A 15,342-nucleotide genomic window follows, 5' to 3' on the forward strand; every position below is an offset into this window, starting at 1 on the left:
TGGGAAGCGCTTCTGCGATAAACGCCTGGCGTTTAGCCTAGTGCCTGCGGCGGCAGTCGTCTATCAGGAACTCCTTACCTGAAGGCGCGAACCCGCCCCAGATCGACATCCGCTTCGTTGGGCACCTTGCGGATCGGGCGCAGCGGCAGACGGCCGCAGTGCACCTCTTGCTGGGCAGCTGATTATGCCGAGTTTTCTGAACTCGTAAAGCGCGCGCGTGCGCGCGTGGCGTTTTTCAAACGGGCTAGGTGCAAAGGTGGGTAACGACGGTTGCAAAACGGTTGCAGTCCGAGGCACCGGTGCCTAACCGTGGATGACCGTCATGGTCAAAAGAACCAGTATTTTCTGACTTCCGTGACCGATGCTAACCCACGGTGCCCTGCGGCGCGCTTATTCGATCCTACACGTTCCCGCCAATAAAAACCGTATCAGTGACGGATCGCGAGTCCGCCGTCGACTGAAAGTACTTCGCCGCACACGCCCGACGCGCGGTCCGATGCAAGAAAGACGACGACGTCAGCGATCTCTTTTGGCTCGAGCATACGCTGGGCCGGAAGATTTTTCGTCAGCTCGCGCCAGCGTTCGGCGTCGCCAAACGCGGTCTCGGCGCGGCGGCGCATCAATCCCGTTGCGCGTTCGGTCGCGACGTAGCCGGGATTCACACCGAGCACGCGTACGCCGCAATCGAGACTGTAGCTGCCAACCGCGCGAGTGAGCGCCACGAGTCCGGCGTTTCCGGCCGAGCCGGCAGCATAACTGTAGTCAAGCCGTTCGGCCGCGACGCCAATGATATTGATGATGACGCCGCGGCCGCGCTCTTTCATCGCCGCATAGTATCGGCGCGTTAGATCGATGTAGCCGAAAACTTTCGATTCCCATCCCGCACGCCATTGCTCATCCGACAGCGATAGCAGATCACCGCCTGGAATGCCGCCTGCATTATTGATGACGATATCGGGAGCCGGACACGCTTTGAAGAGCGCTTCCGTTACATTTGGCTGTGCGAGATCGAGCGCGTGCGTCGACGCATCGACACCATGATCGCGTGCGATCTCTTTCTTCGCTTCTTGCAAGCCCTCGAGTCCACGCGCGACCAGGTGTAGAGCGGCGCCTTCGGCTGCAAAAGCGTCCGCAGTGGCTCGGCCTATGCCTCGCGAAGCACCGGTGATGAGAACCGTGCGACCCTTTAGTCTAAGATCCATATTCTCGGGTCTTTTGGCGCTCGCGATGTGTACGTCATCCTCGGCACAGACAACCGATCAAATCCAGGTCGCGATCGAATACGGTCTTGGCTACGCGCCGCTCTACGTCGTCGCGAAGAAGCCGGAGTTCATTCACAAGTATCTGCCGGGTGCCGAGATCAGCATTCAACATCTTGCCGGTGGACCCGCGGTACGCGACGCGTTGCTCGCCGGCACCGTCGATATCGGAGGACTCGGCGTCGCGCCGGTGATCCAGGCCGCCGACAAAGGCGTCGATCTGAAGATTGCCGTCGGTATGGCGTTCGTTCCGACCGCGCTTATCACGTATCGCGATGACATCAAGTCAGTGCGCGACCTTAAGGCATCCGACAAAGTGAATGTCGTGTCGAGCAGCTCGCTTCAAGCCATGGAAATGAAGATGGCCGCCGACGCGTATTTCAACAATCCCAGTGCGCTCGACGGAAACATGGCGACGATCTCGCATCCCGCCGCCGTCACCGCCGTGGAAAAACACGAGATGACCGGCGAATTCGCAACGCCGCCATTCATTCGAGCGCTCCTGCGCGAGCCGGGGATGCATGTGATCCTCAGCAATCACGATTTCGCAGCCGCCGATTGCATGCCGATTCTTGCCGCCGCGTCCGGACATTTTCACGATAGAACGAAAGAATACGATGCCGTCGTCCACGCGATCGGAGACGCGATTGCGTGGATGAATGCGAATCCGAAAGCCGCAGCAGACTTTCTCGCGGCCGACCAGGGCGGAACGATGACTGCCGCCGATTGGCTGGCCGAGATCCAACAACCCGGAGTCAAATTCTCGACAGTCCCGAAAGGCGAAGCTGCGCTCGCCGCATTCATGCAGAAGATCGGGATCGTGAGCAAGGCCGCATCGTACGATGATTTGACATGGCCCAACCTGCACGGTCTCGGAGGGACCTAAGCGGTGCTCCTCGCGATTGACGGCAGACACTTGCCGCTCGAGTCGATCGAAGACGTTGCGCTGCACAATGTTCCGGTCGAAGTAACGGGTGCGGCGCGAAACAATATCGTGCGCGCGCGCGAATCGGTCGAGCGCCAGTACGCGCTTGGCGCGGCAATCTATGGCGTGACGACGGGCTTCGGGCGAATGGCAAATGTCCTCATCGCGCCGAACGAAACCGAGAAACTTCAAGAGAATCTCGTTCGAAGCCACGCGGCCGGAACGGGGCCGCCGCTCAGCATTCCGCAAGTGCGCGCAGCCGGAGTCTTGCGCATCAACACGCTGGCTGCCGGACATTCCGGTGTGCGGGCTTCAACGGTCGATCTCTTGACGGCGATGCTCAATCACGACGTCACGCCCTACGTGCCGTCGCAGGGCTCGGTCGGCGCCAGCGGCGATCTCGCTCCGCTTGCGCACATGACGCTGACACTGATCGGCGAGGGCAAAGCCTACTACGAAGGCCAGCTCTTCCCAAGCGAAGTCGCGCTGCGCAAGGCCGGGCTCGAGCCGATACGCCTCGGCGCAAAGGAGGGGCTCTCGCTCGTTAACGGCACGGAAGTGATGACCGCGATCGCAACGCTCGCGCTCTTGCGCGCGGAACGATTGATCAAAGCGGCCGACGTCATCGGCGCGATGTCGCTCGAAGCATTTCTCGGAACCGACCGCGTGTTCGACGAACGCATCAATGCGCTGCGGCCGCATCCCGGTCAATCTCAAGTCGCGACGAACCTGCGCGCGCTCCTAGCCGAGTCGGTCATCATGCTCTCGCATCGCGATTGCGGACGCGTTCAGGATCCGTACTCGTTCCGGTGCATCCCCGTCGTCCACGGTTCGGTGCGCGACGCAGCACGCTACGCGCGCAGCGTTATCGAGATCGAAGCCACGTCGGTCACCGACAACCCGCTCGTTTTCGCGGAGCACGACGAGTTCCTCACCGGCGGAAACTTCCACGGTCAGCCTATTGCGACGGCCAGCGACACGCTCAAGGCAAGTCTCGTAACGCTTGCGAGCATCAGCGAACGCCGATCGTATCTCTTGCTGAACGGTGAAGAACGCGGACTGCCGCTCTTCTTGGCGCAAAACCCCGGTTTGCAATCAGGATTGATGCTCGTGCAGTATACGGCCGCGTCGCTCGTGAGCGAAAGCAAGGGGCTCGCGTTTCCCTCGGGCGTCGATTCGATTCCGACGTCGGCAGGGCAAGAAGATCACGTCAGCATGGGAACGATCGCGGCGCGCACGCTCGATGCAATCGTCGACAATCTCGAAGGCGTCCTGGCGTGCGAGCTGCTGGCGGCGCTTGCGGCGACGGATTTTCGGCGGCCGCGCGAATCGGGCGCCGGCACCGGAGCGGCATACGAATGTGCGCGGGAAACGATTGCCCCGCTGCGTGACGATCGCGTCCTCGCCGATGACATTGACGCCGCACGCGAGATTCTGCGCTCTGCGGCTCTGATAAATGCAGTAGAAAATGCAATCGGAGGTCCACTATGAGCACGTACCCCGACGCGTCCTCACGCTCGGCGAAATTGTTCGAGCGCGCGAAGCGGGTTTTTCCCGACGGGAGCACGCGCCGCACCGTTACGTTCGACCCGTATCCGCTGTATGCGATCTCGGGACGCGGCTGCATGGTGACCGACGCCGACGGCGTCGAGCGCATCGACTTCATCAACAACTATTCCTCGATGATTCACGGGCATTCGCATCCGAAGATCGTTGCCGCGCTCGCGGAGCAAGCCGGAAAGCTGATTGCGGTCGGCATGCCGACCGAATCGGATATCGAGCTTGCGGAACTTCTGGTCGCGCGCCTTCCGACCGTCGAGCATCTGCAATTTTGCAATTCAGGAACGGAAGCGGTGATGCTCGCCGTCAAAGCTGCGCGCGCATACACGGATCGTCCCAAGGTCGCGCGCGTCGAAGGCGCCTATCACGGCGCCTATGATTTCGACGCCGTCATGCTTCCGTGCAATGACGTCGACCGCGCGTTACAGCTTCTGGAAGGCAACAAAGCCGAGCTGGCCGGCGCGATTTTCGATCCGATCATCGGACGCCTCGGATTTGCCGAGCTTACGCCGGAGTACATTCGCGCGTTACGCGACTGGACGCGTAAGAACAACAAGCTGCTCATCATGGACGAAGTCTTTTCGTTTCGCATCGATTATCACGGCGCGCAGGCCCGCTATAAAGTAGAAGCCGACCTCACGGCGCTTGGAAAGATCATCGGCGGCGGCATCCCGATCGGTGCGCTTGGCGGTAGTAAAGAAGTGATGTCGGTATTCGGTGACGGCAGCGCGCATCCGAAACTGCACCACCATGGCACGTACAATGCCAATCCGCTCGCGATGCGAGCCGGCAAGGTGTCGATGGAGCTGCTGAGCGCGGACGAAATTGCACGTATCAATGCACTCGGCGACCGTCTCGTGCGCGGCATCGATCGAATCTTGAAGGACGCAGACGCGCCGGCTAAGGCGCAAGGCGCCGGCTCGATGGTTGCTATTTCGCCGATCAACACATCGTTCACGGATCGCGTTCACCGCGAGATGCTCAACCGTGGCGTGCTGATGATGGCGCGCGGTGCGTTCGTCATCTCGACGCCGATGCGCGAAGCCGAGATCGATCGGACGATCGCCGCACTCGCGGAGTCGTTGCAAGCCGTCCCGGTTCGCTAAAGACTGTGTCGCAATGGGACACGCTCTGGGTCGGCGGCGCGATCGCGACCATGGTCGGCGATCAATACGGCCTGATCGAGGATGGTGCAATTGCGGCAGACGGCGAGCATATTGCCTGGGTAGGGTCGCGCTCGGAGCTTCCTGATGCTCCGGAGCGGATCGCGCGCGAGGTCGTCGATCTCGGCGGGAAGCTCCTTACACCCGGACTGATCGACTGCCATACGCACCTGATCTACGGCGGCAGTCGGGCTTCGGAATTCGAGCTGCGCCTCGGCGGAGCGACGTATGCCCAGATCGCAAAGGCGGGCGGCGGGATTCAGAATACGGTCGCAAACACGCGCGCCGCATCGTTTGAGGATCTTTTCGATGCAGCCGCGCAACGCGTAACGATGATGCGTGCCGGCGGCGTTTCGACGATCGAGATCAAATCGGGCTACGGACTCGATCGAGAAACCGAGCTGCGCATGCTGCGCGTAGCGCGTGCGCTCGGCGAACGCTTTCCGGTGACGGTGAAGACGACGTATCTGGGCGCGCATACCATACCGCGTGAGTTCGCATCGGATCGCGATGGTTACATTGGGCTCGTGTGTGAGGTACTACGCGAAGGCGCGCGCGAGGGCTTGATCGACGCCGTCGACGCGTTTTGCGAGAATATCGCCTTTTCACCGGAAGAGGTGCAGAGTATTTTCCGCGAGGCGAAACAGCTCGGCATTCCCGTAAAGCTCCACGCCGGTCAACTGACCTACAACGGCGGACCCGAACTCGCGGCGGAGTTCCACGCGCTCTCGGCCGATCATTGCGAGCATTTGACGCCTTCAGATATTCAAGCATTTGCGCGTAGCGGCGTCGTGGCCGTCCTCTTGCCGACCGCATCGTACTTCATCGGCGAGAAGGAGTTGCCACCGGTCGAGAGCCTGCGCATCGCGGGTGTGCCGATGGCGATCGCGACCGATTGCAATCCCGGTACGTCGCCCAATCCGTCGCTACTCATCGCGCTCAACATGGCGTGCGTTCGGTTCGGCTTGCAGACGACCGAAGCGATGCGCGCAGTAACTTTGCATGCAGCCCGTGCGCTCGGAATCGGGGAGCGCGCCGGTTCGCTGGAGAAGGGCAAAGACGCCGATTTTGCGGTGTGGGATGCGAAGCATCCGTCCGAGTTGCCGTACAGCTTCGGACAAACGCAGTGCATCGGCGTCGTCAAACGCGGACGCTATTTCGCAGGGAAAACACTATGACCGCAGTTGCATCGCATCGCGTCGTTCGTGCTCCGCGCGGCACGACGCTCACCGCAAAGAGCTGGCTGACCGAAGCGCCGCTTCGCATGATCATGAATAACCTCGATCCCGAGGTTGCCGAGAATCCCTCGGAGCTGATCGTTTATGGTGGTATCGGAAAAGCCGCGCGCAACTGGGCGTGTTTTGATGCGATCGTCGACGTTCTCAAACGCTTGGGAGCCGATGAGACGCTGCTCATTCAATCCGGCAAGCCGGTCGGCGTTTTCAAGACGCACGCCGACGCGCCGCGCGTATTGATCGCGAATTCGAATCTGGTCCCGCACTGGGCGACGTGGGAAACATTTAACGAGCTCGATCGCAAGGGGCTGATGATGTTCGGCCAGATGACGGCCGGCTCGTGGATTTACATCGGCTCTCAAGGAATCGTGCAAGGGACTTACGAGACGTTTGCTGAGGTTGGCCGCAACCACTATAACGGAAGTCTCGCCGGGAAATGGATTCTCACGGCTGGTCTTGGCGGAATGGGCGGCGCGCAGCCGCTCGCCGCGACGATGGCCGGTGCATCGATGCTCGTCATCGAGTGCGATCCGACCCGAATCCAGCGGCGTCTCGATTCGAAGTATCTCGATGTTCGTGCCCGCGACCTGAACGATGCGCTCGAGCGAATTACGGAAGCGTCGCGAACGAACCGGCCAACGTCGATCGCGGTCCTTGGAAATGCCGCTGAGATTTTTCCCGAGCTCGTGCGCCGCGGCGTTCGTCCCGATGCGGTCACCGATCAAACCAGCGCGCACGATCCGATCAACGGCTATCTTCCCGCGGGTTGGGATCTCGAACGCGCAGCGAAGCTGCGTAAGTCGGCCCCGCGCGAAGTCGAGGTCGCGGCGCGCCGCTCGATGCGCGTGCATGTCGAGGCAATGCTCGCCTATCACCGGATGGGCGTTCCGACATTCGATTACGGCAACAACATCCGGCAGGTCGCGTTAGAGGAAGGCTTGCAAGACTCGTTCGCTTATCAGGGCTTCGTGCCGGCGTACATACGGCCGCTGTTTTGCCGCGGCATCGGACCGTTTCGCTGGGTTGCGCTCTCCGGTGATCCCGACGACATCTACAAGACCGACGCAAAAGTCAAAGAAGTCGTTCGCGACGACAAGAAATTGCATCAGTGGCTTGACATGGCGCGCGAGCGAATTGCGTTTCAAGGATTGCCGGCACGCATTTGCTGGCTCGGACTCGGCGATCGCGCGCGCGTCGGCCTTGCATTCAACGAGATGGTCGCTCGCGGTGAGCTGAAGGCACCGATCGTCATCGGACGCGATCACCTCGATTCCGGCTCGGTGGCGAGCCCGAATCGTGAAACCGAAGGCATGCGCGACGGATCGGATGCCGTGTCGGATTGGCCGATGCTCAACGCGCTCTTGAACTGCGCGAGCGGCGCGACGTGGGTGAGCTTGCACCACGGCGGCGGGGTCGGCATGGGTTTCTCGCAGCATGCGGGTGTCGTCATCGTCTGTGACGGTACCGAAGCTGCAGCACACCGCATCGAGCGCGTGCTCACGAACGACCCGGGGACGGGTGTAATGCGCCATGCGGATGCCGGATACCAAGAAGCGATCGACTGCGCTCGCGAGCACGATCTCGATCTACCGATGCGTTAGCTGATGCCGGCTTACGTCGCTGATCTTGCGCTGTTGCCGTCGGGTTGGGCGCGCGACGTTCGCATTGACGTCGATGCCCGCGGATCGATCGAACGCATCGAACCGAGCGCGAAGGGCGACGGCGCGGCGAGACTCGCGGGCGCTGTCGTTCCCGGAATGCCCAACGTGCACTCGCACGCGTTTCAGCGCGCGCTCGCCGGCCGTCTCGAGCGTCCGGCGACGGGACGCGACAATTTTTGGACGTGGCGTGAAGGCATGTACGATTTGGCGTCGCGCGTCGAGCCCGACGACGTTCAAAGCATTGCGGAATATCTATACGTGCAAATGCTCGAAGCCGGCTACACGTCCGTCGGTGAATTCCATTATCTTCACAACGATCCCAGCGGCGCGCCGTACGCGAACCGCACGGAGATGTCGGATCGCATCGTTCAGGCCGCACAGAGTGCGGGGATCGACCTCACGCTACTCCTCGTGCTCTATCGCCATGCAGGTTTTGGCAGCGAACCCGTGCTTCCGTCGCAGCGCCGCTTTGTTACGACCGTCGACGATCTGGTTGCGATGTTCGAATCGTTGCGCAGCCGCACGCGCGCCGGCATTGCACCGCATTCGTTGCGCGCAGTCACGCAGCACGAGCTGCGCGACTTCCTCAGCGCGATCGGAAAACACCAGGGTACGCCGATTCACATCCATATCGCCGAACAACGGCGCGAAGTCGATGAGTGCGTGCGGCGTTACGGCAGCAATCCGATCGCGTGGCTTCTCGCAAATGCCGCGGTGAGCAGCTCGTGGACGCTGGTGCACGCGACGCACGTCGAGCCGAACGAGATACGCAAGCTCGCGCAAACCGGCGCTGTGGCCGGAGTCTGCCCAACGACGGAAGCAAATCTCGGCGACGGCATTTTCCCGGCCGAGGAGTTCTTGCGCGCGGGCGGCACGATCGCAATCGGTTCCGATAGTCACGTGACGGTCGATCCGGCCGAAGAGCTGCGGCTACTCGAATACGGTCAGCGCTTAGTTCATCAAAGCCGGACGCTGCTCGAGCAACACTACACGCGGGCTGCACGCGGCGGCGCGCAGTCGCTTGCGATCGAAGCCGGAACGCTCGAGACGGGAAAACGCGCCGATCTGGTCGGACTCGATCTCGAGAACGTTGCGCTTGCAGCGACCCCGCCGGAGATGATCCTCGATGCGTGGCTCTTCGGCGGCGAGCGCAATCTCGTCAAAGACGTCGTCGTGGGCGGAACCCATCTCGTTCGTGACGGCCGCCACGTGCGCGGCGAAGAATCGCGCGCACGCTACACCAAGACGATGCGTCGCTTGTTCTCTCGCCCTTAGCGCCAGTGCACCGGCGTGTGAATGGTGTTCGGTTGGAGACGATGGGTCGAGCTCGACGATCCACCGCAACCGCTGCCGCTTTGCAGCAGCAGCATGTAGCCGTCGGGTGGGCCCAGCGCCATCGATCCGCTGAACGTTCCGCGTCCCTCGATGTCCGAATAGCTGTTGCCGGCCGGCAGCGTCACGGATTGTTGGGTGTAGCTTGCGTTGACGATCGCAAGACCGTTCTGAAATTGCCGCATGTAGACGTTGCCGTTCTGCGTCGCGGCACCGCACGGTGCTCCGTATGTTGCCGCATATTCCGGCCGCCAGCTGTAATTATCGATGTTCGCCGGTGAGATGTAGACGTCGGCTCCGCCGTTATTCGCGATCGCATAGGTTGAGAGTGCCCAATCAACTTGCGCTGAGGATAGGGTTGACGGATCGTACGAACAGGCTGCCCCCGGATCGCCGTTCGCATCGGTCGGGACGTGGCCGTCCTCGCAGTAGTAATCGGTGATGAAGACGGCCTTGTTACTTGCTTGTGCGTACTGCATCCAGCTCAGCGTCTGGGTGAAGAGTCCCGGCAATCCCGCATACATGTAGAGGCCATACTTCGTGAAGCCGTTCTCGACCACGATGCCGTCGACGTATTGCAACATCTGCGATTCGAGACTGTTCGGTGAGCTGTCGAAGACGGGATGATTGACGAGCAGCTTGAGACCGGCTGCAGCCAGCGCGGTGTGCGCAGTGGAGAGCCAGTTCAGAACATCGTTGTTGAATGCCGTATCGTTCGTGTTGTTGCGATCGCTTTCGCCCGGTCCGCCGTAGCGGTAGACGAAGGAACCGTTCGCGCCGCTATAGCTACCGCACGCGTACCAGGTCGAGCACTTGCTGGGATCCGACGTCGGGCAGCTTTCGTTGAACTCCGGATTTGGCGCCAGCAAGAAGTTCTCGAATGTCACTTGGTCGACGGCAAGTGCGTTGTACCCGTTGGCTTGCATGTACGCGACCAGCTGATTGACCTGATAGTTGACCACGTTCTGATTGTGGATGTCGAGCGGGACGTCGTTCGCGAAGCCGCTGCCAGTCCACGGAAGATCTTGAGTCGGATTCCCATTGCCATCGCAGGCGTACAGGATCCAATCGGGATGTTGCGCCTGCCAGCACGAGAGATTGCAACCTGAGACTAGATACTCGTCCTCGAACGGAATCTCATAGCGCGAAAGTATTTGGCCGGGCTCGCGATTCGGCGCCCCGATCCAAGTCGACGGTTCGAACGCGCCCCACACGGCGTCGTAGTGCGCCGATTCGGTTTGAATGTTCGATGCGGACATAGGGCCGAGAGGTTGACCGCTGTCGTTGTTGCCGTAATTGTCGGTCAACTGAATCATTCCGAATCGCCCGGTCGTATTCGGGAGAATCGTCGGACCTTGCGGCGCAGTCGATGCGGTCACCGTGGGAGCCGGCGTCGGCGTGGGAGTCTGCGTAACTCCCGGTCCCGGAGTCGTCGATGGCGTACTTGAGACGATCGGCGCGCCGGGATTTTGCGGAGCCGTTCCGGGAGTTGACGAACCGCCGCCGCCTCCGCATGCCGTTAGTAGCGCGATAACGATCAATGTTGCGAGCACGCCCGCTCGCCGTAACCCCGAATTTTCCAACGTCTGGCCCCTTGTGTAGCCAGCATACGGTGCGCCGCCGTTCGCGAAGAACAGACGTTTGGGCAAACGCCGTAGGACTTTGGCCGGGGCGTTAGGTACGGTCGGCGAACGGCGGCCGTATGAGGTACCTATTTATTCTCGCTTGCAGCATTGCGCTTGTAGCAGAGAGCCCGTCGCCGCTGCCGTCACCGCCGCTACTGGCGCCGCGGCACGTCATCATCGACAACCCGCGACCGCAAACGCCCGCCGCTGCGTATTTTCCGACCGGGCAAATCACCGGCGTATGGCAAGGTTGCGGCCCGTCGCAGAGCATGGGTACGATCGAGGATTTTAACTCCGATCATCCTCGCGCGCGGATCGTACAAGTCTTCATCGACGCGAGCGTTCCGTGCAAGACGCCGACCGCTCACACATTTGTGATCGTCTATCAAGAACCCGCGCCGGTCATCCGCCGCGCAATTCGTAAACCGATGAAGTAGTTTAGGGGTCGTTAAACAGATACGTCGTGAATTCGCCGACGCGCTCGAATCCGACGCGTTCGTACAGCTCGATCGCCTTTGTATTGAAATCGTTCACGTAGAGTGAAAGGGTCGGCACATCGTTGAGCAAGCGACGGCAAATCGCGCGCATCGCGCGCGTCGCATATCCTTTCCCGCGTTGAGAAGGCGGCGTCCAGACGCCTTGCACTTGCGCCGTGCGTGCCGTGCGCGAACCGATGTTGCACTGGAACAGCAACTCGCCGTCCTCGATCCACACCCACCACCAGCCACGGTCGATCAAGCGTGAGACTCCGTGCATGAAATTGCTCCGGTGCTCGCGCGGATCGTAACCCAGCTCGCCGATCATCATCTCGGCCGAGTTCGCCGCGACCATCTCGAGGTCGCTGGCACGCGCTTGTCTGATTGGTATGTCGTCACCGCCGGCCGGCATGTGTTCGATCGCGTAGAGGGGCTGCGATGCGCGGATGAGCGAGGGCTCGCGATACCAGGACTTGATTCGAGCCCAAAGGTGGTTGGTGATATGACGCGGTCCGACGATCATGCGCGCCCGCGGCCGTTCCCGTGCTTCGATCGCAAAGCCGTCGATCGCCGCGACGTCGTCGACAGCTACCGCGATCTGCGGGCCGAAGAACGCGACGCCGCCGACGAGACGATCGTAGGAACGCCACACCGCGATCGAGTCGTACGCAGTCGCCATACCGAGACCACCCTCGACGATCCACTGCGTGAAGGCGTTCTCGTAGGGACGGCGCGACAAGTACGAGATGACTTCCGTGCGCGCTACGCGGCTGAGGGATTCGATCATTAGCTAACATCGCGAGGTTCGTCATGCGTAGGCGCGAACCCGGCGCAGATGATCGACGAGATCGCTCGCCGGCTGCAACTCGCAAAATCGGTTTTCGTGCTGACCGGCTCGGGCATCTCGGCCGAAAGCGGGCTTCCTACGTTCCGCGGAGTCGGTGGGCTCTGGCGCACGCATCGTGTCGAAGAGCTTGCTTCTCCCGAGGGCTTCGCGCGCGATCCGCATCTCGTCTGGAGCTGGTACAACGAGCGGCGTGCGGCACATAAGCGCGCGGAACCTAGTCCCGCGCACCTCGCGCTTGCGCGTCTGGAAGCGCGCTTCGAAGAATTCACACTCGCGACGCAAAACGTCGACTCGTTACATCTCCGTGCGGGATCGCAAAATGTGCTCGAGCTGCACGGCAATCTACGGGAAGCGTACTGTAACCTCTGCGCCCAGACGCTTTCGATCGAAGACGGGTTGCCCGTCGAGCGGATCGAGCACGCTTGCGGTGGTCTCTTCCGTCCGCGTATCGTTTGGTTCGGCGAGTCGCTTCCGCAGCGTGAGTGGATCCTTGCTGCCGAAGCGGCTTCGCGCGCGGACGTCAAACTCATCATCGGAACGTCGGCAATCGTTCAACCCGCCGCGTCGCTCGCGTTCGGCGGCGATGCCTGGATCGTGGAGATAAATCCGGAAGCGACCGCGATCTCAGATCACGTCGATGCTTCGCTCCGGGCGCGCGCATCCGACGCGCTGACGGAAATCGAGTCGCGCCTTACGGTGGAAGCTTGAGCGGCGGACGGCCGCTGTCGTCCTCGTAATAACCTTCGGCAGCGATCGGGTCCGGTAGCGCCGGCGAATTGTCATATGCGCCGAATCCAGCCGTCTCCGGAATATCGAGTCTCTTTTTTGCGGGCGGCGGAGGCGGTGTGCGGCGCTTCTGCGGGGGCGGTGGCGGTGGCGTCTTGGGAAGTGGCGTGCGCGGCTGCGGTTCGCTAAACTCGCGCGGTGCATTCGGATCGCGTTCGGGTAAACCGGCGATGCGCTTGTCGAACGTCGCTTGTCCTTCGATCGGATCGTCGATGCGCGTGCGCGGAAAGGCCTGCGGCGGCGGCAAGAGGAGATTGTCTTTCTCTTCCGGTTTTGCCAAGCCGCGAATGACATAGCACTTCTCGTTGCGCTTCATTCCACGTAGCGGGACGGTGCCGGCCGAGACGTTGATGAACATCGTGCGCACGGGTTCGAGCGTCGATTCGGTCACGATAATGTACGCGCTCATCGGCTCCGTGCGTTCCTGGACGCGCGTGGCGACGATCGCCGGCAAACCGACCACGGTGTACTCGCGGCGTTGCGGATAGCCAACCTCGCCTGCGACGACATTTCCGCTGTTGATGCCGATCCCGACACGCATCGGCTTGCGGCCCTCGCGAGCCCAGCGCTGATTCATGCCGTCGACGAGACGGATGATGTCGATCGCAGCGCGGATCGCGTGCTCTTCCTGTAATGGGTCCTCGAGGGGGAACCCGAACGCGCCGCTGATCCCGTCGCCGAGGAATTTGTCGACCATCCCCCGGTGTTTTTGAATCGAGCGCCCGGCGACGGTGTAGAAGTCATTGAGATACCGCAGCGTCTCTTCGTGTTCCAGTTGCTCCGCAAACAGCGCGAAGTTCCAGATGCGGCAGACGAGCACCGTCGCGTAGCCGGTTTTCGCCGTGAACGCGCGCGCATCGCGCCGCTCCAAGAGCTCGTCGAGAATAATCGGCGAGACGTACCGCGAGAAGATATTCCGTACCCGGACCGTCTCGCGCTGGGCCGCGAGGACTCGCTGGGCCTGCACATATGCGACCACGACTGCAGCGACGGCCGCACAAAGCGCGAGGAGCGCGATTCCCATTACCTCCCACTTATCGGGTGCCGGGGTATACTTCCCGCCACGAGGCCCGAACTTGACGCTTTTTTTCCAGGGCAGGCGTGCGTCGCGGGCGAAGCGGCGCAGCCTCATGGACGGCTTGAGCTTTCTCAAAGAGCGTATTCCAGCATATGCCGATTACGGCGATGAGGACGCGCGCCATCTCGTCGACAAGCAGGTTCGCGCCTACGTTGGAGAGGCGCTAAGCACCATTCGCGAGCGGCTCGCCGCGGATCTCGTGGAGACCGTCTCGGAGCAACTCGAGAAGACACTGCTGATGTGCGAATTCTCGAATCAACAGTTGATTCATATCCTCGATCATGCGCATCTCTCGAACACCGAAATCGAAGAGCTGCACGAGGTCGATCACGAGCTGATTCAGACCGCGGATCGCGCCAACGGCGTCGACTCCTCCAAGCTCGACGGGTACCTTTCGGAGCTGACGCAGTTGTTCGCACGCCGCGCACAAGCGGTCTTCTGGTCGGAGGACCGCCGCTAACGGACCTGCCCAATTACATCGATCTGATCGACAGTCTTCTCGGGCCCGACGACGATCCAAAATCTGCATTCCACGATCTGAAAAAGATCGAAGGATTGCACTTCGACGGAAGCAAGTGCGCGACGTGTCCGAGGAACTGCTGCATCGTCCACGATCCCGACGAGCAGTACATCGCGATCCGCGAAGACGAACTCGAAACGATCTACGCGGCCTATCCCGACGCCGCGAAAGTTCGCGCGACCCGAAAAGGCAAGGACGGCCGGCGCTACTACACCGTTTCGAAGAAGGGTACGCGCTGCGGCTTTCTCGGCGACGATCTCAAGTGCACGGTCTATTCGGCGCGGCCTCGCTACTGCCGCGAGAATCCCGGCAATGCATATCAGATACACGGTTGGGAAGGCGTTCGGTACGATTTGAAACGCTGTCCGGGAACGACGTATGACAAGCCGGTGCTCTGCTTGAGCTCGGGCGGGATCGATAGCTTGGTCTTACAGGCGCATCTCAAAGCGCAAGGCTTCACGCCGTACTCGCTGTTCATCGACTACGGACAACCTGCGCGCGAACGCGAGCGCGCGTCTGCCGAAAAGATCGCCGAATACTACGACGGAAAGTTCTACATGGAGCATATGAGGCTCGATGTCTGGGACGAGCTTCCGGTCCAATCCGCGCCGGTCCGCAATGCTGTTCTCTTTTCGATTGCAGCGGCGTATTGCGATACGCTCAATATTCCGCGGATCGGACTCGCGTGGGAGCAAAAGCGCAAAGGACTCAAGATTATCGCGCCGCTGCTGGGAAAGACGAAGCTGAGCATCGTCCGTATGGGCAAAAAGTACGGAGCGCCGTTCGAGCTGTCGTGGTCGTGCCAAGAAAGCGCCGGCGCGCCGTGTGGCGCCTGCGCGAAGTGCAAGAAACGAAACGCGGTGCTCGGAGGCTGA

14 protein-coding genes are annotated in these 15,342 nt (G+C 61.3%); 10 read left to right on the forward strand and 4 right to left on the reverse strand.

Going from position 1 to position 15,342, the window contains the following annotated elements:
• Window positions 1–428: 428 nt before the first annotated feature.
• Complete coding sequence (locus VGG22_10545; protein ID HEY1728802.1) at window positions 429–1,202, reverse strand: short-chain dehydrogenase/reductase; 774 nt, start codon at window positions 1,200–1,202, stop codon at window positions 429–431.
• On the opposite strand from VGG22_10545, the gene VGG22_10550 reads away from it, so the two are divergent.
• Genes VGG22_10550 through VGG22_10575 form a run of 6 tightly spaced genes read left to right on the forward strand, consistent with a single transcriptional unit; the run spans window position 1,168 to window position 9,078 of the window.
• Window positions 1,168–2,145 (forward strand): ABC transporter substrate-binding protein, encoded by a 978-nt coding sequence (locus VGG22_10550; protein HEY1728803.1) that lies wholly within the window; start codon window positions 1,168–1,170, stop codon window positions 2,143–2,145. The two genes, VGG22_10545 and VGG22_10550, sit on opposite strands and share 35 nt — an antisense overlap.
• 3 nt (window positions 2,146–2,148) lie before the next feature.
• Complete coding sequence (gene hutH, locus VGG22_10555) at window positions 2,149–3,675, forward strand: histidine ammonia-lyase (protein ID HEY1728804.1); 1,527 nt, start codon at window positions 2,149–2,151, stop codon at window positions 3,673–3,675.
• A complete protein-coding gene (locus tag VGG22_10560) occupies window positions 3,672–4,850 on the forward strand; it encodes an aminotransferase class III-fold pyridoxal phosphate-dependent enzyme (protein HEY1728805.1) in 1,179 nt (392 codons plus the stop codon). The genes hutH and VGG22_10560 overlap by 4 nt, the downstream gene beginning before the upstream one ends.
• 5 nt (window positions 4,851–4,855) lie before the next feature.
• Window positions 4,856–6,085, forward strand: a complete 1,230-nt coding sequence (gene hutI / locus VGG22_10565; GenBank protein HEY1728806.1) for an imidazolonepropionase — start codon at window positions 4,856–4,858, stop codon at window positions 6,083–6,085.
• Window positions 6,082–7,743, forward strand: a complete 1,662-nt coding sequence (hutU, locus tag VGG22_10570) for a urocanate hydratase (protein ID HEY1728807.1) — start codon at window positions 6,082–6,084, stop codon at window positions 7,741–7,743. The genes hutI and hutU overlap by 4 nt, the downstream gene beginning before the upstream one ends.
• 3 nt (window positions 7,744–7,746) lie before the next feature.
• Window positions 7,747–9,078, forward strand: coding sequence for a formimidoylglutamate deiminase (locus VGG22_10575; GenBank protein HEY1728808.1), 1,332 nt, complete (start codon window positions 7,747–7,749; stop codon window positions 9,076–9,078).
• Here VGG22_10575 and VGG22_10580 read toward each other — a convergent pair.
• Entirely contained in the window at window positions 9,075–10,784 is a 1,710-nt protein-coding gene (locus VGG22_10580; GenBank protein ID HEY1728809.1) for a hypothetical protein, read from the reverse strand. The two genes, VGG22_10575 and VGG22_10580, sit on opposite strands and share 4 nt — an antisense overlap.
• A gap of 53 nt (window positions 10,785–10,837) precedes the next feature.
• On the opposite strand from VGG22_10580, the gene VGG22_10585 reads away from it, so the two are divergent.
• Window positions 10,838–11,197, forward strand: coding sequence for a hypothetical protein (locus VGG22_10585; GenBank protein ID HEY1728810.1), 360 nt, complete (start codon window positions 10,838–10,840; stop codon window positions 11,195–11,197).
• Window position 11,198: 1 nt separating this feature from the next.
• Here the strand turns inward: VGG22_10585 and VGG22_10590 are convergent, their stop codons facing one another.
• Window positions 11,199–12,023 carry a GNAT family N-acetyltransferase gene (locus VGG22_10590; protein ID HEY1728811.1) on the reverse strand — a complete coding sequence of 275 codons (825 nt, stop codon included), beginning with the start codon at window positions 12,021–12,023 and terminating at the stop codon, window positions 11,199–11,201.
• Between the two features lie 48 nt (window positions 12,024–12,071).
• On the opposite strand from VGG22_10590, the gene VGG22_10595 reads away from it, so the two are divergent.
• Window positions 12,072–12,791: an NAD-dependent deacylase gene (locus VGG22_10595; protein HEY1728812.1), complete on the forward strand. Its 720-nt coding sequence runs from the start codon at window positions 12,072–12,074 to the stop codon at window positions 12,789–12,791.
• Here VGG22_10595 and VGG22_10600 read toward each other — a convergent pair.
• Window positions 12,775–13,893, reverse strand: coding sequence for an adenylate/guanylate cyclase domain-containing protein (locus VGG22_10600; protein ID HEY1728813.1), 1,119 nt, complete (start codon window positions 13,891–13,893; stop codon window positions 12,775–12,777). The genes VGG22_10595 and VGG22_10600 overlap by 17 nt on opposite strands.
• Window positions 13,894–13,999: 106 nt before the next feature.
• Between VGG22_10600 and VGG22_10605 the strand changes: the two genes are divergently transcribed.
• Both VGG22_10605 and VGG22_10610 read left to right on the forward strand, forming a co-directional pair.
• A complete protein-coding gene (locus VGG22_10605; protein ID HEY1728814.1) occupies window positions 14,000–14,407 on the forward strand; it encodes a hypothetical protein in 408 nt (135 codons plus the stop codon).
• A 95-nt stretch (window positions 14,408–14,502) separates the two neighbouring features.
• The gene (locus VGG22_10610; protein ID HEY1728815.1) at window positions 14,503–15,342 is read left to right on the forward strand and encodes a 7-cyano-7-deazaguanine synthase; all 840 of its coding nucleotides are present in this window, start codon (window positions 14,503–14,505) and stop codon (window positions 15,340–15,342) included.

The organism is Candidatus Baltobacteraceae bacterium (genome assembly GCA_036489885.1).
Taxonomy (GTDB): Bacteria; Vulcanimicrobiota; Vulcanimicrobiia; order Vulcanimicrobiales; family Vulcanimicrobiaceae; genus JAFAMS01.

Excerpts from the sequence above, each read along its gene's own strand:
- VGG22_10550 (HEY1728803.1), top strand. The coding sequence starts at position 1,168 with ATGAGAACCGTGCGACCCTTTAGTCTAAGATCCATATTCTCGGGTCTT.
- VGG22_10545 (HEY1728802.1), bottom strand. The coding sequence starts at position 1,202 with ATGGATCTTAGACTAAAGGGTCGCACGGTTCTCATCACCGGTGCTTCG.
- VGG22_10560 (HEY1728805.1), top strand. The coding sequence starts at position 3,672 with ATGAGCACGTACCCCGACGCGTCCTCACGCTCGGCGAAATTGTTCGAG.
- hutU (HEY1728807.1), top strand. The coding sequence starts at position 6,082 with ATGACCGCAGTTGCATCGCATCGCGTCGTTCGTGCTCCGCGCGGCACG.
- VGG22_10575 (HEY1728808.1), top strand. The coding sequence starts at position 7,747 with ATGCCGGCTTACGTCGCTGATCTTGCGCTGTTGCCGTCGGGTTGGGCG.
- VGG22_10585 (HEY1728810.1), top strand. The coding sequence starts at position 10,838 with ATGAGGTACCTATTTATTCTCGCTTGCAGCATTGCGCTTGTAGCAGAG.
- VGG22_10590 (HEY1728811.1), bottom strand. The coding sequence starts at position 12,023 with ATGATCGAATCCCTCAGCCGCGTAGCGCGCACGGAAGTCATCTCGTAC.
- VGG22_10595 (HEY1728812.1), top strand. The coding sequence starts at position 12,072 with ATGATCGACGAGATCGCTCGCCGGCTGCAACTCGCAAAATCGGTTTTC.
- VGG22_10600 (HEY1728813.1), bottom strand. The coding sequence starts at position 13,893 with ATGGGAATCGCGCTCCTCGCGCTTTGTGCGGCCGTCGCTGCAGTCGTG.
- VGG22_10605 (HEY1728814.1), top strand. The coding sequence starts at position 14,000 with ATGGACGGCTTGAGCTTTCTCAAAGAGCGTATTCCAGCATATGCCGAT.